Source organism: Veillonella sp. CHU594 (assembly GCF_003992265.1).
Lineage (GTDB): Bacteria > Bacillota > Negativicutes > Veillonellales > Veillonellaceae > F0422.
This window is the reverse complement of record NZ_RQVB01000009.1, coordinates 89,927-112,817: the sequence shown is the minus strand read 5'-3', so window position 1 is coordinate 112,817 and position 22,891 is coordinate 89,927. Positions and strand designations below refer to the sequence as shown.

General features: G+C 39.8%; 20 protein-coding genes. 18 read left to right on the top strand and 2 right to left on the bottom strand.

The window, feature by feature from the left end:
* Position 1: 1 nt before the first annotated feature.
* The 10 genes from rnpM to EO111_RS07030 all read left to right on the top strand — a co-directional run bounded on the left by rnpM (position 2) and on the right by EO111_RS07030 (position 10,208).
* Complete coding sequence (rnpM, locus tag EO111_RS07075; RefSeq protein WP_038145077.1) at positions 2–268, top strand: RNase P modulator RnpM; 267 nt, start codon at positions 2–4, stop codon at positions 266–268.
* Complete coding sequence (locus EO111_RS07070; protein WP_009372159.1) at positions 261–572, top strand: ribosomal L7Ae/L30e/S12e/Gadd45 family protein; 312 nt, start codon at positions 261–263, stop codon at positions 570–572. The genes rnpM and EO111_RS07070 overlap by 8 nt, the downstream gene beginning before the upstream one ends.
* A gap of 13 nt (positions 573–585) precedes the next feature.
* Positions 586–3,240, top strand: a complete 2,655-nt coding sequence (gene infB / locus EO111_RS07065; protein WP_127011122.1) for a translation initiation factor IF-2 — start codon at positions 586–588, stop codon at positions 3,238–3,240.
* 9 nt (positions 3,241–3,249) lie between these two features.
* The gene (gene rbfA / locus EO111_RS07060; RefSeq protein WP_009372220.1) at positions 3,250–3,600 is read left to right on the top strand and encodes a 30S ribosome-binding factor RbfA; all 351 of its coding nucleotides are present in this window, start codon (positions 3,250–3,252) and stop codon (positions 3,598–3,600) included.
* Positions 3,600–4,541: a bifunctional oligoribonuclease/PAP phosphatase NrnA gene (locus EO111_RS07055; RefSeq protein WP_126940973.1), complete on the top strand. Its 942-nt coding sequence runs from the start codon at positions 3,600–3,602 to the stop codon at positions 4,539–4,541. The genes rbfA and EO111_RS07055 overlap by 1 nt, the downstream gene beginning before the upstream one ends.
* On the top strand, positions 4,541–5,440 hold the full coding sequence (truB, locus tag EO111_RS07050; protein ID WP_127011121.1) for a tRNA pseudouridine(55) synthase TruB: 900 nt from the start codon (positions 4,541–4,543) through the stop codon (positions 5,438–5,440). Before EO111_RS07055 ends, truB begins: the two co-directional genes overlap by 1 nt.
* A 250-nt stretch (positions 5,441–5,690) precedes the next feature.
* Positions 5,691–6,632 carry a bifunctional riboflavin kinase/FAD synthetase gene (locus tag EO111_RS07045; protein ID WP_127011120.1) on the top strand — a complete coding sequence of 314 codons (942 nt, stop codon included), beginning with the start codon at positions 5,691–5,693 and terminating at the stop codon, positions 6,630–6,632.
* A gap of 11 nt (positions 6,633–6,643) precedes the next feature.
* Positions 6,644–7,411, top strand: coding sequence for a shikimate kinase (locus tag EO111_RS07040; protein ID WP_062403179.1), 768 nt, complete (start codon positions 6,644–6,646; stop codon positions 7,409–7,411).
* Positions 7,408–9,555: an ATP-dependent RecD-like DNA helicase gene (locus tag EO111_RS07035; protein ID WP_126940976.1), complete on the top strand. Its 2,148-nt coding sequence runs from the start codon at positions 7,408–7,410 to the stop codon at positions 9,553–9,555. Before EO111_RS07040 ends, EO111_RS07035 begins: the two co-directional genes overlap by 4 nt.
* On the top strand, positions 9,555–10,208 hold the full coding sequence (locus tag EO111_RS07030) for a ComF family protein (RefSeq protein ID WP_127011119.1): 654 nt from the start codon (positions 9,555–9,557) through the stop codon (positions 10,206–10,208). The genes EO111_RS07035 and EO111_RS07030 overlap by 1 nt, the downstream gene beginning before the upstream one ends.
* Before the next feature lie 3 nt (positions 10,209–10,211).
* On the opposite strand, the gene EO111_RS07025 is transcribed toward EO111_RS07030, so the two are convergent.
* Positions 10,212–10,814 (bottom strand): HD-GYP domain-containing protein, encoded by a 603-nt coding sequence (locus tag EO111_RS07025; protein ID WP_127011118.1) that lies wholly within the window; start codon positions 10,812–10,814, stop codon positions 10,212–10,214.
* Positions 10,815–11,553: 739 nt separating this feature from the next.
* On the opposite strand from EO111_RS07025, the gene EO111_RS07020 reads away from it, so the two are divergent.
* The 5 genes from EO111_RS07020 to hpf all read left to right on the top strand — a co-directional run bounded on the left by EO111_RS07020 (position 11,554) and on the right by hpf (position 15,329).
* Positions 11,554–12,369 (top strand): basic amino acid ABC transporter substrate-binding protein, encoded by an 816-nt coding sequence (locus tag EO111_RS07020; protein ID WP_369813347.1) that lies wholly within the window; start codon positions 11,554–11,556, stop codon positions 12,367–12,369.
* 64 nt (positions 12,370–12,433) lie between these two features.
* Positions 12,434–13,117 (top strand): amino acid ABC transporter permease, encoded by a 684-nt coding sequence (locus EO111_RS07015; protein ID WP_009372151.1) that lies wholly within the window; start codon positions 12,434–12,436, stop codon positions 13,115–13,117.
* A complete protein-coding gene (locus EO111_RS07010) occupies positions 13,114–13,836 on the top strand; it encodes an amino acid ABC transporter ATP-binding protein (protein ID WP_127011117.1) in 723 nt (240 codons plus the stop codon). The genes EO111_RS07015 and EO111_RS07010 overlap by 4 nt, the downstream gene beginning before the upstream one ends.
* Positions 13,837–14,435: 599 nt before the next feature.
* Complete coding sequence (locus tag EO111_RS07005; protein ID WP_009354004.1) at positions 14,436–14,633, top strand: cold shock domain-containing protein; 198 nt, start codon at positions 14,436–14,438, stop codon at positions 14,631–14,633.
* A 162-nt stretch (positions 14,634–14,795) separates the two neighbouring features.
* The gene (gene hpf, locus EO111_RS07000; protein WP_009372200.1) at positions 14,796–15,329 is read left to right on the top strand and encodes a ribosome hibernation-promoting factor, HPF/YfiA family; all 534 of its coding nucleotides are present in this window, start codon (positions 14,796–14,798) and stop codon (positions 15,327–15,329) included.
* A gap of 184 nt (positions 15,330–15,513) precedes the next feature.
* Here hpf and EO111_RS06995 read toward each other — a convergent pair whose 3' ends face one another.
* Positions 15,514–19,422 carry a phosphoribosylformylglycinamidine synthase gene (locus EO111_RS06995; RefSeq protein WP_127011116.1) on the bottom strand — a complete coding sequence of 1,303 codons (3,909 nt, stop codon included), beginning with the start codon at positions 19,420–19,422 and terminating at the stop codon, positions 15,514–15,516.
* Positions 19,423–19,653: 231 nt separating this feature from the next.
* Between EO111_RS06995 and EO111_RS06990 the strand changes: the two genes are divergently transcribed.
* The 3 genes from EO111_RS06990 to purN are packed head-to-tail and all read left to right on the top strand — an operon-like array spanning position 19,654 to position 22,877.
* On the top strand, positions 19,654–21,210 hold the full coding sequence (locus EO111_RS06990) for an amidophosphoribosyltransferase (RefSeq protein ID WP_127011115.1): 1,557 nt from the start codon (positions 19,654–19,656) through the stop codon (positions 21,208–21,210).
* Complete coding sequence (gene purM, locus EO111_RS06985; RefSeq protein WP_127011114.1) at positions 21,200–22,261, top strand: phosphoribosylformylglycinamidine cyclo-ligase; 1,062 nt, start codon at positions 21,200–21,202, stop codon at positions 22,259–22,261. The genes EO111_RS06990 and purM overlap by 11 nt, the downstream gene beginning before the upstream one ends.
* The gene (gene purN, locus EO111_RS06980) at positions 22,254–22,877 is read left to right on the top strand and encodes a phosphoribosylglycinamide formyltransferase (protein ID WP_127011113.1); all 624 of its coding nucleotides are present in this window, start codon (positions 22,254–22,256) and stop codon (positions 22,875–22,877) included. Before purM ends, purN begins: the two co-directional genes overlap by 8 nt.
* Positions 22,878–22,891: the final 14 nt, after the last annotated feature.

Sequence of the window (22,891 nt, the reverse complement as noted above, 5' to 3'; positions counted from 1 at the left end):
TATGAAACAGAAGTCTCAGCCTATGCGAGTATGTGTGGGATGTGGAGAACTTCTTCCCAAGAAAGAGTTAACACGTGTTGTGTTGAGTCCAACGGGAGAGATTTCTATTGACCCCACAGGTAAAGCCCCTGGACGGGGAGCATATATGGAAATGAAAGTAGAATGCCTAGACATGGCGTATAAAGCCAAACGATTAGAGCGTTCGCTAAAACATAAAGTTTCACAAGAAATTTATGAATCTTTAAAGGAACAAATATCCCATGAATAAAGAAAAAGTGTTGAATATATTAGGATTAGCACAGCGAGCAGGTCGCTTATTATCAGGCGATTTTGTAGTGGAACGGTCCATGAAGCGGCAAGCCTATCCACTGTTGATTATGGCAGAAGATTGTGCGCAGAATAATGCTAAAAAATATATGCACTTAGCCGAGTCTCATCAGGTGCCCCTTCGTTTAGTAGGGACCAAAGAGGAACTAGGTAGAGCATTGGGAAAAGAAATGCGAGCAGTTATATTAGTAAATGATGCTGGATTTGCTAAATCCTTGCTAGCTGAAATAGATAAGAATCAGTAGAGGGGGAATGTAGATGTCCAAAAAAAGAGTATATGAAGTAGCAAAAGACCTAGGTGTAGAAAATAAAGTAGTGATTGATGCTTTAAAAAAGCACAATGTAGAAGTGAAAAGCCATATGAGTACAGTGGAGGATTCACAAGTATCTATGATTAAACAATCGTTAGCAGGTGGCGCTAAACAAGCACAAAGTGAAGCACCAAAAGCAACTCAACAAGCACCGCAAAAGAAAGTACACGAATACCGTCGCAATGAAGATGGCGAAAGACGTGGACCTAAACAAGATAGAAATAATCGCAATGATCGTAACGATCGTGGAGACCGTAATGACCGTGGTGAAAAGCGTGACCGCCCATTCAATCGTGATGGTAAAAATAATGGTCAACGAGATCATCGCAATGACAGAAATGACCGTGGAGACAATCGTTCTAACCAACGAAATGGTCAAAACCGTGATGGTCGTCGTCCAGAAGGTCGCAATGATCAACGTCAAGACAATCGTAATGGTGGTAATCGTCCTAACAATGGTGGCAGATTCGACCGCAATAATGACCGCAATCATGATCGCAACAACAATCGTAGTAACGATCGTAATAATGATCGTCGCAATGATGGACCACGTCGTGAACGCCGCTTAGAGATTCCACAAGTGGATCCAGCTCTTACTGTGAAAACAGAAGGTCGTGATCGTCAAGCGAGCCGTGAAGTGGATCGTCAAAAAGAAAATCGTCGTTTTGAATCTGAACATCGCAATGAAAATCGTAGCGAGCGTCGCAATAAAAAAGATAAAAAAGGTAAAAAAGGCGAACGTACTCAATCCTTAGTATCTTCTGCGTTGCAAAAAAATAAAAATAAGGTTAAGCAACGTAATGAGCAACACATCAAACAAAAAGAAGAAGAACGCCGTAAGGCTGAAGCAGCGATTGCTACATCTATCGAACTGTCTGGGCCATTAACTGTTAAAGAATTGGCTGAAAAAATGGGCCGTGAAGTATCTGAAATCATCAAAAAATTGATGATGTTAGGTGTTATGGCTACCATCAACCAAGAAATTGATGTGGAAACTGCTATGGTATTAGCAGAAGATTTCGGCGTGGAAGTGGTAGAAGTAGAACCTGAACAAGATCCTACAGAAATCATCGAAATCGAGGATAGCCCAGAAAGCTTACAAGCTCGTCCACCAGTTGTTACCATCATGGGTCACGTTGACCATGGTAAAACATCTTTGTTGGACGTGATTCGTTCTACCAATGTAACAGCTTCTGAAGCAGGTGGTATTACGCAGCATATCGGTGCCTACCAAGTTCGCTATGAAGGTAATAAAATTACATTCCTTGATACACCAGGCCATGAAGCTTTCACAGCGATGCGTTTGCGTGGTGCTCAATCCACGGATATCGCAGTCCTTGTGGTAGCTGCTGATGACGGTGTTATGCCACAAACCATCGAAGCTATCAACCATGCTAAATCCGCAGAAGTGCCAATTATCGTAGCTATCAATAAAATGGATAAACCAGGTGCGAACCCTGACCATGTAAAACAACAACTGTCTGAACACGGTTTGCTACCAGAAGAATGGGGCGGTGATACCATCATGGTTCCTGTATCTGCTAAACAACGTCAAGGTATTGAAGACCTATTGGAAACTATCTTGTTGGTAGCAGAAGTACAAGAATTGAAGGCGAACCCTAACCGTAAGGCACAAGGTATCGTTATCGAAGCCCAATTGGATAAAGGCCGTGGTCCTGTATGTACAGTGTTGGTACAAAAAGGTTCCTTACGTGTAGGGGAAACGATCCTTGCCGGTGTAGCCTACGGTAAAGTACGTGCTATGACGAATGAACGTGGAGAAAAAGTAAAAGTAGCTCGTCCATCTATGCCTGTGGAAATCTTAGGTTTATCTGATGTACCACAAGCTGGTGAAGTGATATTCGCTGTAGATGACAACGAAGCTCGTTCCATTGCAGAAAAACGTATTGAAAAACAACGCATTACTGAAATGAATGCGAAAACAAAAGTCACTCTTGATGATTTGTTCAACCAAATGCAACAAGGGGAATTGAAAGACTTAAATATTATTATCAAAGGTGACGTACAAGGTTCTGTAGAAGCGTTACGTCAATCCTTAGAGGGCATTAAAAACCCAGAAGTACGCATCAACATTATCCACAGTGCAGTAGGTGCTATCAACGAATCTGATGTGATGTTAGCCTCTGCATCGGGTGCGATTATTATCGGCTTTAACGTGCGTCCAGATGCGAATGTACGTAAAGAAGCAGAAAAAGAAAGTGTTGACCTTCGTACATACCGTGTCATCTACGATGCGATCAATGAAATTGAAGCCGCTATGCGTGGTATGTTAACTCCTGAATTTAAAGAAGTGATTTTAGGCCGTGCAGAAGTGCGCCAAGTGATTTCTACTCCGAAAGCTATTGTAGCTGGTTCCTATGTAACGGAAGGTAAAATCACAAATAACTCTGAAATTCGCTTAATCCGTGATGGTATCGTTATCCATGAAGGGCATATCGATTCCTTACGCCGTTTCAAAGATGAAGTGAAAGAAGTAGCTACCAGCTTTGAGTGTGGTATCTCCTTAGAACGTTACCGTGATGTGAAAGAAGGCGACGTGATCGAAGCGTACAAAATGGAAGAAATTGCCCCAGAAGTATAGGAGGTATCCATGAGTGAAGTTCGTGTACGAAAATTACAAGAGTTTATTAAACAAGAAGCAAGTCAAATCTTATTGCGCGGGTTGAAAGACCCTCGCATCGGATTTGTTACTGTTACCGATGTGCGTGTTACTGGCGATTTGCGAGAAGCTACGATTTATGTAAGCTTATTCGGCAGTGAAGCGGAGAAACAACAGTCCTTAGAGACTTTGCGCAGAAGCGCTGGCTACTTCCGCTCTGAACTAGGAAAGGTGCTTCAATTGCGCCATATTCCTAGCATTGCCTTTGATGCAGATACATCCTTAGATTACAGTATGCACATCGAAGGATTATTAAATTCTATTAAACAAGAGGAACAATAATGGCAAAAATTAGTATTGATCAACTAAAAACATCGATTGATACAGCCCATTCCATTCTTCTTACCGTTCATGTTAGTCCTGATGGAGATGCTATTGGTTCCATGCTCGCTATGTATGAAGCCTTGGTAGCCCAAGGGAAAGCAGTTCGCATGGTAGTAGATGATGTGATTCCTGAAAAGTTTTCTTTTCTTCCTCTATGCTCTAAGATTGAGCCTATTGAAAGTTTAGAAACCGGTTATACATCGGATATGCTACTTATTTTGGACGCTAGCACATTTGAACGAATTGGAGAAGTAGGTGTACGAGTGAGTGCACCTACTTTTAATATAGACCATCATATTTCTAATACAGAATTTGCAGACGGCTTATATTTACGTCCTGATTTTTCTTCTACTGGAGAAACCGTGGCGTACCTATGTAAGATATGGAATTGGGAAATCACTCAATCGATGGGACAAGCTTTGTACATGGCTATGGCTACAGATACAGGGTTCTTTAAATTCTCTAATACAACAGCACATACGATGGAGATGTCAGGTCTATGTTTACAAGCAGGAGCACAACCACATGTGATTTCTGAAGCCATAGAAATGGTAGAACCAGGTCGTATCGAGGTGATGAAACAGATCTTAGATAATGTGTCCTTTCATCATGAAGGGCAAGTGGTATCCATGTGCTTGACATTACCGCTGATGGAGCGCATTGGGGATGATACCGATGGATTTGTGGACATGATTCGAAACATCAAAGGTGTGGATGTAGCTATCGTTTTAAAAGCGAAAACAGAGACGGTAACTCGTGCTAGCATTCGCTCCAAAGTGCGAGATGCAAATCAAATTGCTAGTCACTTTGGCGGTGGTGGGCATATTCGAGCAGCTGGCTGCTCTATCGAAAGTCCTATCCACGAAGCATTGGAACAAATCTTAGCGGTGATTGATTAATGGATGGTGTTATTTCTTTAATCAAGCCACCAGGCATCACGAGCCATGATGCGATCGGTATTTGTCGACGCATTTTGAAAGAGCGCCGTATCGGTCATAGTGGGACGTTAGATCCATTGGCGTATGGAGTGCTACCTATCTTTGTCGGAAAAGCCACTCGTGCCATCGAATACACAGAGTCCATCGGTAAAACCTATGTGGCGGAATGCAAATTTGGCGTTGAAACAGATACAGAAGATAGCACAGGGAATATATTACGTACTTTAGATAGTATTGAGGCTCCTAGTTGGGACGAACTAGAACAAGCAGTGCAGTCCTTCCAAGGTTCGATTGAACAGCGACCATCCAAGTATTCTGCTATCAAAATCAATGGGCAACGTGCTTATGATTTAGCCCGTGCAGGAGTAGAATTTGAACTGCCATCTCGTTTGATTCATATCCATGACATTGAGTTACTAGCCTATGCATTTCCATTCTTTACCATTCGTGTACGATGTTCTGCGGGCACTTATGTGCGTGCTTTGTTACGGGATATATGTCAGCGATTGGATCTATGTGGTATGATGACACAACTATGTCGTACTGCAGTAGGACAATGCAACATTGAACAGTCTGTGACCATCGAAGAACTAGAAACACTGGTGGAACAAGCTGTGCAGCCAGTAGATACTTTGCTAACGCACTTGCCAGCGGTGTATATCAATGATATTAATCGAACGCGCTTGGTGCAAGGGAAACAAGTTCCAATCCATACAGTCAAACCGAATGAAACTTTCTGTGTGTCGCCAGATGAAATCCAAGTAGATACATTAGTGAGAGCCTATGATGCGAATGGGTTTATGAGTATCTTACGACGATTGGATGATACCTTAAAAGTAGAGAAAAATATATACATATGATGTAAGTATAAAAATGGTCAGGAACCTCAAGGGAACCTGACCATTTTCTTGTGTATACTATTTGATAGAAAAGAATCTTATATGGCGTGTATTATAATGAATAGGATATTACAAATAAAACTGTATATGGTGACATTGTATTTCTTTTAGAGAAATACATGTATACACTTTCTATAGTCTTCGGTTGTGTTATAATAAAGAGTAAACGAAATAAAAGTTTTATTTCATATTTCAAAAGATAAGGATCAATATGAATATTTTATATACGATATCAGAGTTAGATACGATACAGGAGCCCATTGTATATGGAATGGGAACCTTTGATGGACTGCATTTAGGTCATCAATCAATCATTAAGGAAGTCTGTGACAGCGCTAAGGCATGTCATGGAGTTTCTGTGATTGTTACCTTCGATGCCCATCCATTTACTATATTACAACCGAAACAAATTCCACCTCGTTTGTTACAACGAGAAGAACGATATGATATGTTAAAGGCTATGGGTGTTGATTATATATTGGAGCTTCCTATGACTCAAGAATTAGTAGCGCAGTCAGGGGAAGATTTTATTCATGGTTTATGTGCCCATCGTAATGTACTGAAAATAGTGGTAGGTGCAAACTTTAATTTTGGATATAAAGGGTTAGGCAATTCTCAGTTAATTCGTCAGTTATATCCGTCTATTGAAGTCCATGATCAAGAATTGGTGCGTTATGATTGGATTGATGCGCCTATATCGAGTACTGCCATACGCAGTAGCATTTTACGTGGTGATATTGAATTAGCTAATACCATGCTAGGTAGACCTTATCGATTTACTGGCACAGTAGTAAAAGGGGATCAACGGGGGCGCACTTTGGGGTTTCCTACGTTAAACTTTCATTTCCCAGATACTATGGCAGCGCCAGCTGATGGTGTGTATGTAAACCAAGTATATATTGGTGGCAAATGGTATGGTGCAGTAGGTAATATGGGCGATAATCCGACTTTTACCAATCAATATCATCGTTTTGAAACCCATTTATTTGATTTTTCTGATGATGTATACGGAGAAGTGGCTACGGTAGAATTTCTTGCTTTTATCCGAGGAGAAGTAAAGTTTGATTCCCTGCAAGCCCTTATCGATCAAATGGAAGATGATAAGACCTTTGCATTAAAGCATTTACATAGTACTATCTATAAAAAATTCTAAGGAGTATATCTATGAAATTACAAGAAAATCGCCAAAAAATTGATGCTATTAATAAAGAAATGATTCGCCTCTTTGAAGAACGTTTGAGTATTGTGGTAGATATTGCAAAATATAAAGAAGAGCATCAGATGAAAATTCATGATGTACAAAGAGAGCAAGAAATCCTTGCATCGGCTGTACAAGCATTGGAAAACCCTGAATTAGCGGATTATGCAAAAGAGTTTATGAATGAGGTAATTCGTATTTCTAAAGAGTATGAAAAGAACCATGTTCATCAACATATTTTCTTAATTGGTATGCCTGGAGCAGGTAAAACAACGATTGGTAAAGCCTTAGCACAGGCATTAGGCTTAGAGTTCTTTGATGTGGATACAGAAATCCAAGAGCGTACAGGAAAATCCATTCAAAATATTATTATTCATGATGGAGAAGAAGAATTCCACCAATTAGAACTCAATGTAATTCAAGATTTGGTGAGCAAAAAAAATGCCAGTGTCATTGCTACAGGTGGTGGTACGGTATTGTGTGATGCCACAGCTGAACTGATGCGTGAATCTGGTTATGTGGTATTGATCCAACGAGATGTAAAACAAATCCTTGACGATTTAGATATGGAAATTCGTCCATTATTAAAAGAAAGTATTGAATATATTTTCCGACTGTACGAAGAGCGTCAACCAATTTATGAACGTGTGAGTCACATTAAAATTGAAAATATTAGCAATGTAGCAGATGTGGTACAAGCTGTTATTTCTGCATTGCCCAATGCATCTCTATGATAACGGTATTAGGAACGGTATACCGTGTAATCTATAAGTCCCCTCAAGAAGATTACTGTATATTTATCGTGCGGGATTATCAGGAAGATACTCATACTTGTACGGGAAATATAGCACCTCCCAAAGTAGGGGAAGAGGTGGAAATTAAAGGTAAGTTTGTCATCCATAAAAGATATGGCAAACAGATTGCTGTCCAAAGCATACAACGTGTGATGCCAGATACCTTAGCAGGTGCTAGACGGTATTTAGAAAGTCTTAGTGTGAAAGGGTTAGGGCCTAAATCATTAGATAAGCTGCTGGACTATTTTGGAATTTCTATTCTAGAGATTCTTAAAAACGAAAATCCTATGGAATTATTAGAAGTTCCTAATATATCCCTTAGAACAAAGCAAGAACTGTATAAGGTTTTGTTAGGTGAAGGAGTCCTGCAGGAAATTAATGATTTTTTTGCTAAATACAATATGAGTAATCGTTGGAGTCGCCAACTTTACGAAGTGTACGGTGCTAAAAGCATAGAAATGCTGCAAGATAATCCTTATTACCTATTGACGGTGGATACAAACTTGCCTTTTTCTGTAGTAGATCATTTTGCAGCAGAATTAGGATTTCCCTTTGATAATCCAAAGCGCATCGATGCAGGGATTCGCTTTACCATGGAGCAGATCGGATCTTCAGGGCATTCTTGTATGCCCGTAGAGGAATTGATGGTACAGTTGTCGAATCTATTAGGTGATGAGTATATCGATGTGATTGTAGACCGTTTAGAAACCTTAATTGAAACAAAGCGCTATGTACAGGTAGATCACGACGATGTACTGTATATCTACCACCCTACTGTGTATCGAGCAGAAGTAGACAGCGTAGATTTCACAGAAGCTTTCCTAGATAATGATGTACTACCTTTATTGGATGGTGATGATTTCTGCAAAAGTTATGAAATTAAGCATTCCATGGAGTTAGGGGTGGAGCAAAAGCAAGCTATTCATATGGCGCTTAGTCATCGATTCTCTATTATCACTGGAGGTCCAGGTACAGGAAAGACCACTATTATCAAAGCCTTAGTAGAAGGATTTCAGCAAGGAAATTTAAAACGTATTGTCCTCTGTGCGCCTACAGGACGAGCTACAAAACGTCTGTCGGAAGCGACGGGTATGGAGGCTTATACTATTCATCGCTTGCTAGAGCCAGAACTTGATAATACTATTTATACCTTTGCCCGGAATCAAGATGAGCCATTAGAGGTAGATGTAGTTATCGTTGATGAATCATCTATGCTTAATTTAGAGCTATACTATGCCCTGATACAGGCGATTCCACCTAGTGCTTATGTGGTCCTTGTGGGAGATGTGGATCAATTGCCACCTATTGGTGCGGGCTTTATTTTGCGAGATATGTTGACTAGTTCTGTGATACCTTATCAAGGGTTAACGCAGATATATCGTCAACAAGAGGGGAATCGAATCATCGATAATGCCTACGCGATCAATCATGGTGAGATGCCCGATCTATCGAGTTGTGATGAATTTCAATTTGAAAGTGCTCATGATGTGGAAAGTGTCCTATTAGCGGTTACTAAGCATTATCGAGAGGAATTACAGTACGTAGAGTCTGACCTAGATATTCAAATCGTTTGTCCTATGCGTAAAGGCGTCATAGGTAGTGCGGCTATTTCTAAATATTTGCAAGAAGAATTGAATCCGAGAAGAAGTGGTGAAGAAGAATTAAAAGTAGATGGTACAGTGTATCGCATTGGAGATAAGATTATTCAAATGGAAAATAATTATGATCAAGATGTGTACAATGGAGAAATTGGTGTAATTACAGATATACTTGGCAAACAGGTACATGTAAAATTTCCAGATAAATCGATGACTCTTGACGAAGAAGATATGATGACGATGGCACTTGCTTATGCAATTACGGTTCATAAAGCACAGGGTAGTGAATATGAACGTATCATTCTACCATTTATTTCTGCCTATAATGTGATGTTACAGCGAAATCTACTCTATACAGCGATTACACGTGCTAAGGATAAGGTGTTACTTATCGGTAGCGAAACGGCTGTAGATACAGCGGTGAATCGAGTAGATACAAATTATCGATATACATTATTTAAAGAACGCTTAGAGGGGGCGATCTAATGAGATTATGGGACGTATTGTGTCCACCTACTTGTATCCATTGTGGTAAAGATGTATATACTCAAGGCGAGTGGTGTGATACATGTTTGCAAGCAGTTATGCATGAACGTTGTATAATAGGTCCAAAATTTTCTTCTTTAGAATGTATATATATTCTAGCAGATTATGTAGGTGGCATTAAAACCATGCTACACGATATAAAATTTAATGGAAAAAAGGAGCGAGCTCTAGGAGCCGCTCCTTTTTTACAACGTTTTACAGTTACTTGTTTGGATATGAAGTATGTACCAACCATTGTTGTACCTATTCCCATTAGTGAAAGCAAACGGAAACAACGGGGTTATAATCAAGTGGATGTGCTATTCAAAAGTTGGGTTATGCAACAAGGTTGGAATTGGGTAGATTTATTGTTGAAATTAGATGGATCTAAACCGATGTGGACATTGACAAAGGAAGAACGACGAAAAAATATGAAAGGTCATTTCTTAGTTCGTTCTACTATGGTGGATGCCTATGTAGACAAAGAAATCAGTATATTACTAGTGGATGACATCTATACAACAGGGGCCACCTTATTAGAAGCAACGGAGACAATCCATGCTGTCTTACCTAAAGCAAAGATAAAGGCTCTCACTTTAGCAAGTGGAGCCTAATGATTATCCTAATATTTCTATGAATGCTTTCACCACATCTGGATCAAATTGTGTGCCAGAGTGTCTAAATAGTTCTTGTTTGATCTCGCTACGAGGTTGTAGGCTTGTATCTGAAGCTGGATCGATGGCTGTTACGTAGTAATCAGCAATACCAATAATGCGAGCTCCTAATGGAATATTGGCACCTCGTAAGTGTTTTGGAAAACCTGTGCCATCCCAACGCTCATGATGGTATTTAACGTAAGGGATGATAGGTTGACAACATGGATAGTTTTCAATCATGCTAGCCCCAAATACAGGATGTTGCTTGTATTTGGATAATTCCTGACGGTTGAAGTAGGGAAACTTCATCAAGGTAGTGGTAGGTAAGCAAATTAAGCCTAAATCGTGTAAACACGCTGCGTGGCGAATCAATTCGATTTCACCTTTTGGCAAACCCATTTTAGCAGCAATGGCTACAGCATAATTGGTAACCTGTACTGAATGCACATATAAAGTTTGGCTTTTCATCTGAATCATTTGTAAGAGTTGTAAGGTTACTAACTCTAAGGTGCTTTTATCTTGTTCGTAAGCCCCTGATTCTTGAATTAATGATAACATAAACATGTGCAAACCCTTCCTAACAAACAGAAACGGTGTACTCTCTTTTGGAAAACCACCGTTTTTATATTCTTCGTTTACTTAAGTACACACATTATACAATAAAATTCTATCCTTGAATATACCCTATAGAGTGGACAAAAATGTACTGAAAAGTTCTCATCATTTACATAAAAAGTGAGAATGTGATAAACATGGGATGGAGTAAAGCTGATGTATATTTGATGAAAAAAAGCAAGTCTTTTTTATAAATGTACTATATAAAAATGATATAAGTAAAATGAAAAATATCATGATAGTTCCTAAGTGACAAAAGTGAAAAATATAGATATAATAAGAGTACATAACGGGTCTGTGGTTGAAAGTCGAGGCCAGTCGCAGGCGAAACGATCCACATAAGCAATGAGAAATTGTGAGCATGGTGCGGCTTAGATGTAAGACCTGCCGACAAAATATGTCGAGAGGGGTAGTAGTGGGGAGCATGGCTTAAGAGCGAACCTTCCAGCAGGCGAGTGTGGGGGCAAAGACCAGGTCAGCCGTATGAAACACAGCAGAAATTGTTCTGCTGTGTATTTTTTTATGCTTTTTTGGTATATCAGTTTCTATATATTGCTTATACAATTTAACAAATATAACAAGAATTAATAAAAATACAAAATATATGTAAATTTATGTTGACTAAATATTCGTATAGATGTATAATTAGTGCATAAGATATACATAAGATATTTAATAAAGGAGACCAATTATGAAAGCAAATGTAAAAAAATTAATATGTACGGGCTTATTAGCTTTAGGTGTAGTAGCACTACTAGGGGGATGTGGCTCTCAAGGAGGAGACCAAGTACAAAAAGGAAGTGTCTTGAAGATAGGCACTAATGCAACGTTTGTACCGTTTGAGTTTAAGCAAGAAGGATCCGAAGAATTACAAGGTTTTGACATCGATGTAGCTAAAGAAATTGCGAAACGGACGGGGAAAACTATTGAATTTAAAAATGTTCCTTTTGATGCACTAGTACCAGCTTTAGATAATGGCGAAATTGATTTAGCAGCATCGGGGATGACCATTACAAAAGCACGGATGGAAAAAGTTGGTTTCAGTATGCCTTATTATGAATCTGGTATGGCTGTGGTTGTCAAGGAAAGTAGCGTTATTAAAAGTTTAGATGATTTGACAGGAAAAACGATTGCCGTACAAATGGGTACTACAGGGGCAGACTTAGCAAACAAAATCAATGGAGCTATAGTAAAAAACTTTGACCATACTAGCGATGCTTTATTAGAATTACAAAATGGTGGTGTAGAAGGGGCCTTAATTGATTTGCCAGTGGCTCAGTATTACGTAGCCAAACATAGTGATCAACACTTAACGATTATCGCTTATCCAAATACGAAAGAATACTTTGGTTTAGCTATGAATAAAAAGAATAAAGACCTAGTAGATAGTGTAAATAAAGCATTGACAGAGATGAAGCAAGATGGTACTTTAAATAAGATATACCAAACATGGTTTAAAACTGACATGCCTAAGGATATTCCCGTGACATACGAAGGAAAATAATGTACTATATAAGGAGGCTTTGTGCCTCCTTATCTGTGTTGAATGAAAGGATGGATAGGTAACGATGGATTTTAATTGGCAGTTAATTGTCGACTCTTTACCCCTGTTAATTGGAGGGGCTGGAATTACAATTCAAATTACCCTCATGAGTGTGGGCTTTGGTTTCTTTATTGGACTAGTAGTGGCGCTGATGAACTTATCACGATTTAAAGTGATTCGTTTGATCGCAAAATGTTATGTAGAACTATTTCGTGGCACACCACTATTAGTACAAATCTTTATGATTTACTTTGGTGGTCCTAAATTATTGGGGGCTATCGTTAATGCCAATGGTGCGCCAGAACCAATTGGGCCCTATTTAGCCGCCGTCTTGGCTTGTTCTATAAACTCTGGTGCTTATGTTTCAGAAATTTTCCGTGCCGGTATCCAATCTATTAATAAAGGTCAAATGGAAGCAGGTCGCTCTTTAGGTTTAACTTGGTTCCAAACGATGCGCTATGTTATTATGCCACAAGCTTTCAAAGCTATCATTCCACCATTGGGCAATGAATTTATTGCTATGTTGAAAGATACTTCTCTAGTAGCAGTTATTGGTTTTGAAGAATTGACACGTCGAGGACAATTAATTATCGCTCGTACCTACGGTTCCTTTGAAATTTGGACAGCCGTAGCGGTGATTTACTTGATTATGACATTAACCATTTCCCGACTCGTAGCGTACTTAGAAAGGAAATATAATATCAAATGATTCAATTACAGAATGTACATAAATATTTTGGACAACTCCATGTCTTAAAAGGCGTTTCTACAGAAATCGATGCTGGTGAAGTAGTGGTCATTATTGGACCATCTGGTTCTGGTAAAAGTACTGTATTACGCTGTATGAACTATTTAGAAGAACCAACAGAAGGTGACGTGATTGTAGATGGCAAGAACTTAAATGTGAAAGAAAACATCAACAACGTACGCGCTGAAGTGGGCATGGTATTCCAGCGGTTTAATCTATTTCCTCATATGACTGTAATAGATAATATTACTTTAGCACCACAAAAAATTAGAGGACTTTCAAAATCTGAAGCGGAAAGCATTGCTCGTGATTTATTGGGAAAAGTAGGTTTATCCGATAAAGCAGAGGCGTACCCAGAACAATTATCTGGGGGGCAGCAACAGCGTGTAGCCATTGCTAGAGCTTTAGCGATGAAACCAAAAGTCATGCTTTTTGACGAACCTACATCAGCGTTAGATCCAGAGATGGTTAGTGAAGTATTAGACGTTATGAAAGATTTGGCTAAAGAGGGGATGACTATGGTCATCGTTACTCATGAAATGAGCTTTGCCAAAGAAGTAGCTACACGTGTATTATTTGTAGATGGTGGCGAAATTTTGGAAGAAGGAACACCAGCAGAAGTATTCGATACTCCAAAACATGAACGAACAAAGTCTTTCTTATCAAAAGTTATTCGATAAGACGATATCAGAGACATATAACTACCCTATATATGGAGTTTCCTATGTAGGGTAGTTTTTTTGTTGTGAAATTAAGTATGATATCTAAAATTTTACTAATGAATTGATTGGTATGCCTAGACCTATATGTTGTAAGGAGTACACCGTTTTAGATAGTAGTGGTATTTATTTGTATGAGTATAAAATATAGTGAATAACTTACGCAAAAAGAATAATTATGGTATTGTTTCATAGTTGTTTATAAAATAAAATAATTATTAAAATGATGCGCATATGGAATAAATACAACGATATGAATAAAATATATAAATTTAATCTTGATAATTGACATTATTCATAGATTTATAAAAATAAGGTATAATGTGAATATAAATTGAAAAATATAATGCATATATAAAGCGTAAAATATACCCTAAATGTTTATCTTATTAGTATAGAATGAAATAATTGATTAATAGTTTCGTTAAATTATATCGATATGTTATATACTTGAAAATAAAGTGATATTTTGATTGACATCATACATATATAGTGATAACATGAAAGCAAGATTTAGATACTCTAAATCGCTTGCAGTATTAAAGGTAGGAGGAATTATCATGCTTGGGAAAGTAAAATGGTTCAGTGCAGAAAAAGGTTATGGCTTTATTGAAAGAGAAGATGGCAGCGATGTATTCGTTCATTTTTCTGCAATCCAAGAAGATGGCTTTAAGTCTTTATCCGAAGGACAACAAGTAGAATTTGAAATCGTAGATGGCAACCGTGGTCTTCAAGCGGCTAACGTATATAAAGCATAATTTATGAACAAAGCTTAGGGATTCCTAAATAGGGTCCCTAAGTTTTTTTTACTTTCACTAAATGCAGAAAAAATATAGAAAAATAAAAAAGGGTTTTCATACTTTCATGTAGAATTATATACATATAGCAACACTATATGTTACACAGAAAGGGTGACGACTATGAAAGTATCTGTAAGAGGAAAAAATCTTGAAGTGACAGCTGCCTTGCGTGAATATATTGAAAAACGGTTGGAAAAGTTATCCCGTTATTTTGAAACACCAGTTACGGTTCAAGTTGTGTTATCTCTAGAAAAAGAAGAGCGCAAAGTAGAAGTGACATGTTTTGTAGAAAGCGTAGTATTGCGTGGTGTAGAAAGTCATTTAGATATGTATGCTGCTATCGATTTAGTGGTGGATAAAATTGTTCGTCAAATCCATAAACATAAAACACGGTTAGCAAAACGATTCCGTAAAGAAACTGGATTCCATGTAGATGTGACACCTGTGGAAGCGATTCCAGAAGAAAAGGAATTAGAAGTAGTACGTCGCAAAAACTTTACCGTACGTCCTATGAGCGTGGAAGAAGCAATTTTACAAATGAATCTATTGGAACATGACTTCTTTATGTTCTTCAATGAAGATACTGAAATCATGAACGTTGTATATCGTCGTCATGATGGCAAATATGGTTTGTTAGAACCAGAAGTGGGTTAATTATAATTCATACATCATATATCATATATAAAGGGCTATGATACCATGTGTTACATGTTGTCATAGCCTCTTTTTTGTAAAGCCATATAACGATAGAGGAAGATGGAGGCCTTTACTCCATCTTCCTCTATTTGTGTTTTTCAGTCTTTTTTATAGTTGGGGCTTAGGTTACCGAGCGAGAGTACTAATCTATAAAGTAGTGCACGCCTGATGCAAAAATAGGCATTACAAGGTTACCATTGATATTTTTATGTATACCATGGCCCAGGCGTTCTATATGAGCCATTTTCCCTAATATTCTACCATCAGGGCTTAATAATCCTTCTACAGCACCTATAGATTGGTTAGGATTCCATCGTGGATCATAGGTAGTATTACCCACAAGGTCTACATATTGTGTGGCAACTTGCCCCTGAGCATAGAGTTCTTCTACTTGTTCTGTTGTAGCAAGGAAACGACCTTCTCCATGAGAAATAGGGACTGTGTAGATGTCGCCTATTTGACAAGCACTGAGCCATGGTGAATTTGTGGATACAACCTTTGTATGGACTATCGTAGAAATGTGACGTCCTATTGTATTGTACGTTAAGGTAGGACTGGTTTGCTCCAATGGTTGGATATGGCCTGTTGGGACTAATCCAAGCTTAATTAGTGCTTGAAATCCATTGCATATACCAAGCACTAAACCATCACGCTTGTATAATAGATTCTCTAAAGATTCTTGCAAGTATGGATTGTGAAACAGGGTAGCTATAAATTTGCCTGATCCAGCTGGTTCATCACCGCTACTAAAACCACCAGGGAAACATACAATTTGAGCACTGTTTATACTGCGTTTTAAGGCTTGAATAGATTCTTGTAATTCTTGACTGCTTCGATTGCGAATGACAAGAGTTTCTATCTTGGCACCATGCTCTGTGAAAGCCCGTGCAGATTCATATTCACAATTGGTGCCAGGGAATACAGGAATCAGCACTTTAGGATGAGATAGAGAAGTATACTTACTACATGGTTTGCTTTGTGTAGTGTGTAGTAGTTTGCTGTTAGCAGAGGTACTGGTATCACCGAAGTTTTTTTCTTTTGCGTAGATAGGAAAGATAGATGCTAAGGAGCTTTCATAGGAATTGGTTAAGTCATCTAATGAGATAGAGGTATCCCCCATCACAATAGAAGGGTCTTCTTGTGTAGTGCCAATATGGTACATGTGAGGTAAGTCCCTTAATGCCTGAGCTGTCACAGTATCCACCTCTATGAGGAAGGAACCACGGAAGGGATAGAACAATATATCTTCAGGAGTTAGAGAAGCAAGGAGACTATCATTCTCTGATGTATTGGCACAGGATTGAGTTATGCTTGTTTGGTCTAGTTCTCGTTTTTTATGCGTAGAAGATACAGCCATAACTAGTCTTTGCAGTTCGTCTTTATGGTAGACACAGCCAATGGCATTGCCTAGACAAGCTTTCACCGTAGCGGGTCCGATGCCATCCTGTTCTACGACATACGCACTATACACTTGTTGCGTGATATTGAAGGAACGCAAGGTTTTACAATGTGCTTTAAAGGCGGCCCAGTTAGGTGTACCATCAGAGAGCTCTGGTACATACAGAAATAGGATGTGATGGTGTGCCTCATGAAAGTGAGGAGAGAGTATGCGATGGATATCCTCGGTGGTGACAGCAAAAGAAATGAGAGAAGGGGGCACATGGAGATCTTGGAATGTACCGCTCATAGAATCTTTACCACCAATGGCGGCTACACCTAATTGGCGTTGCGCCTCATAGGCGCCCAACAGAGCAGATATCACTTTACCCCAGGACATAGGAGTGTTGAGTTTTTCAAAATATTCTTGAAAACTTAGATAAGCTTTAGAGATATCTCCTCCTAAAGCGGCTAATTTTGCTAAGCTAAGGAGTACCGCATATTGAGCGCCATGGTAGGGACTCCATTCTGATAGATATGGATCAAAACCATGGGTCATGATACTTGCAGTCGTGGTAGTTCCCTGTAACACAGGAAGTTTTGCTACCATCCCTTGGACCGGAGTTTTCAGATAGGTTCCGCTGAAAGGAAAGAGCACAGTATTCGCACCGACGGTAGAGTCAAACATAGCTCGTAATCCTTCTTGGGAGGTACTGTTCAAATCTTGCAAGGCTTGATGAAAGCGTGTTTCTATGGAAGCTTTGGTTGTTGTATAGAGAGAAGATAGATTCGTAATAAACGAAGGAGAGGGAGTTGCTCTTGGAGATACGATATGAGCTGTAGTACTTTGTGTAGCTCCATTTGTAGCTAAGAGCTGACGATGTAGGCTGACGATAATTTCTCCGCGAAAGTCCATCACTAGGCGTCCAGTATTTGTTACTTCTCCTACAATAGTAGCCTCCAAATTTTCCTCTGCACAATAGGATTGGATTCGTTTCCATTGGCTAGGATCAATAATGCAAGCCATTCTTTCTTGGGATTCTGAGATAGCTAGTTCCGTACCAGTGAGTCCAGTGTATTTTGTAGGTATCGCATCTAGGTATATATGAATGCTATCTGTGAGTTCTCCAATAGCAACGGCTACACCTCCTGCTCCAAAGTCGTTACATCTCTTGATATATAATGTCACCTCTGGGTTGCGGAATAGGCGTTGAATTTTTCGTTCTGTTACAGGATTTCCTTTTTGCACTTCTGCACCACAGGTAGAGAGAGAGTCTTTCGTATGTATTTTAGAAGAGCCCGTAGCACCGCCACAGCCATCACGGCCGGTTTTACCACCTAGCAATATAATGAGATCACCTGGGACAGGGTTTTCACGATGTACATGAGATCGCGGCACAGCACCGATGACAGCACCTACTTCTAAACGTTTAGCTCGATAGGAGTCGTGGTAATACTCACGTACTTCCCCTGTAGGAACGCCAATTTGGTTGCCGTAGGAAGAAAAACCTTTGGCAGCTGTGGTTGTGATGTAGGATTGTGGTAATTTACCGAGCAAAGTATGCTCTTTTGAGACTAAAGGGTTACCAGATCCAGTGATACGCATGGCTTGGTATACATAGGCACGACCACTGAGAGGATCTCGAATACAGCCACCTAAACAAGTAGCAGCACCACCGAAAGGTTCGATTTCAGTGGGGTGATTATGGGTTTCGTTTTTGAACAATAATAGCCATTCTTCTTCTTTGCCATCCACCTGCACCGGAACAATGATGGTGCACGCATTGATTTCGTCCGACACATCTAATTGATTTAGTTTGCCTTGATGACGAAGTTCTTGCATAGCCATTGTGGCCATGTCCATTAATGTGGGTACTACATTGCTCGATGGATTCAGTTGTTGTTTTGTTTCAAGATAGGTTTGATACGTTTTTTGAATCGGCTCGGTAAGGGCAGACTCATCAAAAGTAATCTCCGTTAATTGGGTATTGAATGTAGTGTGGCGACAATGATCTGACCAATAGGTGTCTAATACACGAATTTCAGTTACTGTTGGATTTCGATGCTCTTTTTGAAAATACCTTTGAATACATAGTAGGTCTTCTAGAGTCATGGCCAATTGCATAGAGTGAAGGAGTTCTTCTAGCTTTATTTTCGTCAGGGTGGTGAACTCCTTTATGTGCGAAGTCTCTGGAACTACCGGTGTTACTATATCTAGCGTTGTAGGAAGGTCCATGGAGCTTTCATAGGCATCGATAGATTGCAAAAGATATTGTCGAGCTGTATCTATATGTGTGTTAGTTAGGGGGCCCCTTAAGACATAGATTCGTGCAGTACGTACAGTACTATGATCATGACCAGTGAGGATGGAGAGGCATTGCTCTGCAGCATCAGCACGCTGGTCATATTGACCTAGTATAGGTGCAATAGCAATGGGATGGTCTAGGGAGGACAGGTTTAATGTAGTACAGGTAGTTTCTATGGGAGGTTCAGAAAAAATGAGGGTTTTAGCACGTTCAAACTCTGATTCTGTGATTCCAGAGATGTCGTATCGTTCGTAGACCCTGAGGTCGGTGAGAGGAATCTGTAAGTCTTGTTGAAAGGTCGTAAGTAGTTGCTGTGACTCTTGTGATGTGGTAGTGTGAGGAGTGACAAATAGACGGAATATGTGCATACATAGCCTCCTTTAGGTTAATAGGACAGTAGTGAGATTCTTATTACATCCTATAGTATGTTTGATAGCGTTCCATACATGACTTCTTATATCTTAAGTATATCACGTTTTTGTTGATTCCTTGAGTTTATATTGAAGATAGCTGTGTAGCAAGTTATAATAGAGATAGTTTGACATTTGATAATCTGTCCGTGTGCACGATATGAGTAGAGTATGACTCTAGGGGGCATAATGAAATATGATGGTGTGTTAGATACATGGCATGAGGAATGTGGAGTCTTTGGAATCTATGACAAGTCCTCTACCATCGGGACAACTATATATGAAGGCCTTATGGCGTTACAGCACCGAGGGCAAGAGGGAGCGGGTATCGCTGTTGTTCATGAATCACAGATAGATGTGGTGAAAGGACCAGGGCTCGTGAAAGAGGCCTTACAGGATGTTTCTTTCTTAAAAGGTCATATAGGAATTGGACATGTGCGGTATTCCACTACAGGTATAGAGAATCCTTGTGATGTACAACCCATTGTAGGGGAGTCGCAGTGGGGTGCATTTGCAGTGGCCCATAATGGGAATTTGACGAATGCCCAAGTGTTACGTCGTGAGTTGGAAACTCAAGGCTGTGTGTTTACGACCACAATGGATTCAGAAGTCATCGTCCATTTAATCAACTGCTCCAATACATCGACCATCTTAGGTGCGATTCAGCAAGCTTGTAGAAGATTGGAAGGCGCCTTTTCGTTGACGATTGTTGCTAATGAGATGCTGATAGGTGTACGAGATCCTCATGGATATCGTCCTCTTTGCGTAGGTCGTACGACCCATGGGTATGTACTTGCCTCTGAAAGTTGCGCTATAGACGCTATAGAGGGGACTTTCATTCGTGATGTAAGGCCTAGTGAAATAATTCTTATTGATGGAACAGATTTCTGCAGTGTACCGTATCACTCCAGTATAAGATACGAAGTCTCGGACTACCAAAATACTGAGGGTGGTATACAGAGTAGAACTATTTCTCGAGGTGGGGTTGAGGGATTAGAAAATAAAGAAAAAACAAAACAATTACATGTAGGAAGTGCAGGCATAGAACAACAGGAGGTAGTGGAACAACATACTTGCGTGTTTGAATATATTTATTTTGCACATCCTACCAGTGTTATCGATGGGCAAGGTGTATCAGAAGCAAGGGTAGCTATGGGACGTCAGCTGGCAAAAGAAACACAATATGAAGCGGATATTGTTATGCCCATACCTAATTCAGGGACTTTGTCTGCTCAGGGATATGCAGAGGAATCTGGTATACCCTATAGGGAAGGGTTAGTGAGGAATCCGAAGGTATTGCGGACTTTCATAGAACCCAACCAAATTAGTCGAGAGGAAGCGGTGTGTAAAAAGTTTAGTATTGTTCCTGATGTGGTACAAGGAAAGCGTATTGTTCTTATTGATGATTCCATTGTACGAGGCACCACAAGTCGACATATCGTTTCCATGTTACGACAAGCGGGAGCGAAAGAAATCTATTTGTGTTTAACTTCTGAACCTATTCGGTATCCTTGCTATTTTGGTATCGATACATCTGATTCAGAAGAGTTGTTAGCTCATCGATATTCCATAGAAGAAATCAGTCAATATATTGGCGTTGATCGTTTATATTATTTGTCTCATGAAGGATTGATGCAGTCTATGAAACAATTAGAAGTACCGCATTTGTGTGTGGCTTGTTTTACTGGAGAGTATCCAAGTCCTGTAGGGGATGAGTATACCAAGGGAGGTACTTATGTCTGTTGATAATACACCTGTTACTTATTTAGATGCTGGCGTGGATGTAGAAGCGGGGAACCAGCTCATTCAAAAGATTAAACACCGTGTGGAACGCACCTATACACCGGGTGTACTAGGATCTCTAGGTGGTTTTAGTGGGCTCTATTCTTTAGCAGGCCATAGCATGAAAGAACCCGTGCTAGTATCAAGCACAGATGGAGTGGGTACAAAAATTCGCTTTGCCGTCCTCATGAATGAGCATCGCCAGATTGGTCAAGATTGTGTGGCTATGAGTGTGAACGATGTGATAGCACAGGGGGCGACTCCTTTATTTTTCCTAGACTACATTGCAGTCGGTAAATTGGAACATAATCATATTGAAAGTATCATTGATGGTATCGGCGAAGCTTGTGAAGAATCTGGGTGTGCTTTAATCGGTGGAGAAACATCGGAAATGTCTAGTTTCTACGGAGATGGCAATTATGATTTGGCTGGCTTTGCAGTAGGGATTGTAGATAAGGACCGATGCATTACGGGAGCTTCTATCGAGGCAGGAGATATGGTGCTAGGTTTACCTTCATCAGGTTTACACTCCAATGGATTTTCCTTAGTACGCCATATCATTTTAGATAAACAACAAATGCCATTGGACACCTATGTAGACGAGTTAGGTCGCACCATTGGAGAAGAAGTATTAACACCAACGAAACTGTATGTAAAACCTATTCTATCACTACTGAAAGAACAGTTAGTGAAGGGGATGGCTCATATAACAGGGGGATCTTTCTACGACAATATTCCTCGCATATTACCAAAGGGGTTATCTGTTACGATTCATAGTGATGCCTGGCCAGTACCATCTATTTTTAAGCTATTACAAGAATGGGGACATGTGGAAACGAGAGAAATGTATCATACTTTCAATATGGGCATAGGTATGGTGCTAGTAGTGAAGCCAGAGTTAGTAGAACGAGTCGTAGAAGTGTTGCAAGAGCAAGGGGAAGTGGTGTACTCCATTGGACTTGTTACAGAAGGGCAGGGAGATGTGACGATTCTTGGTGAGGCATTCCATGGGTAAACGATTGGCTCTATTTGGCAGTGGCAGAGGGTCTAATGGAGAAGCCATCTATAAGGCCATAGAAGCGGGGTATATAGAGGGTGAAATAGTTCTTATCATTAGTGATAGACCCAATGTGGGTATTGTGGAGAAAGGACGTGCTTGGTACATTCCTGTACACATAGTAGAGCCTGCCAACTATGGTACTGAAGCAGCCTGGACACAAGCTATGCTAGATTTGTTACAAGAATATGAAGTGGAGGGCATCTTGTTAGCTGGGTATATGCGTATATTACCACCTACATTTGTGCAAGCGTACAGAGGAAACATCTTGAACATACATCCCTCCTTATTGCCAGCCTTTACAGGCTTACAGGCACAGAAGCAAGCCTTACTAAAAGGCGTAACATACACGGGATGTACCGTTCACTTTGTAGATGAAGGCATGGATACGGGCCCTATCATTGCGCAGGCGGTGGTACCTGTCTATGAAGATGACACGGTGGATACTTTATCAACACGAATCTTGCATGAAGAGCATCGCATCTACCCAGAGGCGGTGCGATTATTTTGCGAGGATGCCTTGAATATAGTGGGATCTCGTGTTGTCATTAAGAAACAAGCTATTATAAAATAGTTTATATTGAGAGG

Excerpts from the sequence above, each read along its gene's own strand:
- hpf (WP_009372200.1), top strand. The coding sequence starts at position 14,796 with ATGAAAGTATCTGTAAGAGGAAAAAATCTTGAAGTGACAGCTGCCTTG.
- EO111_RS07070 (WP_009372159.1), top strand. The coding sequence starts at position 261 with ATGAATAAAGAAAAAGTGTTGAATATATTAGGATTAGCACAGCGAGCA.
- EO111_RS07015 (WP_009372151.1), top strand. The coding sequence starts at position 12,434 with ATGGATTTTAATTGGCAGTTAATTGTCGACTCTTTACCCCTGTTAATT.
- rnpM (WP_038145077.1), top strand. The coding sequence starts at position 2 with ATGAAACAGAAGTCTCAGCCTATGCGAGTATGTGTGGGATGTGGAGAA.
- EO111_RS07040 (WP_062403179.1), top strand. The coding sequence starts at position 6,644 with ATGAAATTACAAGAAAATCGCCAAAAAATTGATGCTATTAATAAAGAA.
- EO111_RS06990 (WP_127011115.1), top strand. The coding sequence starts at position 19,654 with ATGAAATATGATGGTGTGTTAGATACATGGCATGAGGAATGTGGAGTC.
- purN (WP_127011113.1), top strand. The coding sequence starts at position 22,254 with ATGGGTAAACGATTGGCTCTATTTGGCAGTGGCAGAGGGTCTAATGGA.
- EO111_RS06995 (WP_127011116.1), bottom strand. The coding sequence starts at position 19,422 with ATGCACATATTCCGTCTATTTGTCACTCCTCACACTACCACATCACAA.
- rbfA (WP_009372220.1), top strand. The coding sequence starts at position 3,250 with ATGAGTGAAGTTCGTGTACGAAAATTACAAGAGTTTATTAAACAAGAA.
- EO111_RS07010 (WP_127011117.1), top strand. The coding sequence starts at position 13,114 with ATGATTCAATTACAGAATGTACATAAATATTTTGGACAACTCCATGTC.
- purM (WP_127011114.1), top strand. The coding sequence starts at position 21,200 with ATGTCTGTTGATAATACACCTGTTACTTATTTAGATGCTGGCGTGGAT.
- EO111_RS07045 (WP_127011120.1), top strand. The coding sequence starts at position 5,691 with ATGAATATTTTATATACGATATCAGAGTTAGATACGATACAGGAGCCC.
- EO111_RS07025 (WP_127011118.1), bottom strand. The coding sequence starts at position 10,814 with ATGTTTATGTTATCATTAATTCAAGAATCAGGGGCTTACGAACAAGAT.
- EO111_RS07035 (WP_126940976.1), top strand. The coding sequence starts at position 7,408 with ATGATAACGGTATTAGGAACGGTATACCGTGTAATCTATAAGTCCCCT.
- infB (WP_127011122.1), top strand. The coding sequence starts at position 586 with ATGTCCAAAAAAAGAGTATATGAAGTAGCAAAAGACCTAGGTGTAGAA.
- EO111_RS07005 (WP_009354004.1), top strand. The coding sequence starts at position 14,436 with ATGCTTGGGAAAGTAAAATGGTTCAGTGCAGAAAAAGGTTATGGCTTT.
- EO111_RS07030 (WP_127011119.1), top strand. The coding sequence starts at position 9,555 with ATGAGATTATGGGACGTATTGTGTCCACCTACTTGTATCCATTGTGGT.
- truB (WP_127011121.1), top strand. The coding sequence starts at position 4,541 with ATGGATGGTGTTATTTCTTTAATCAAGCCACCAGGCATCACGAGCCAT.
- EO111_RS07055 (WP_126940973.1), top strand. The coding sequence starts at position 3,600 with ATGGCAAAAATTAGTATTGATCAACTAAAAACATCGATTGATACAGCC.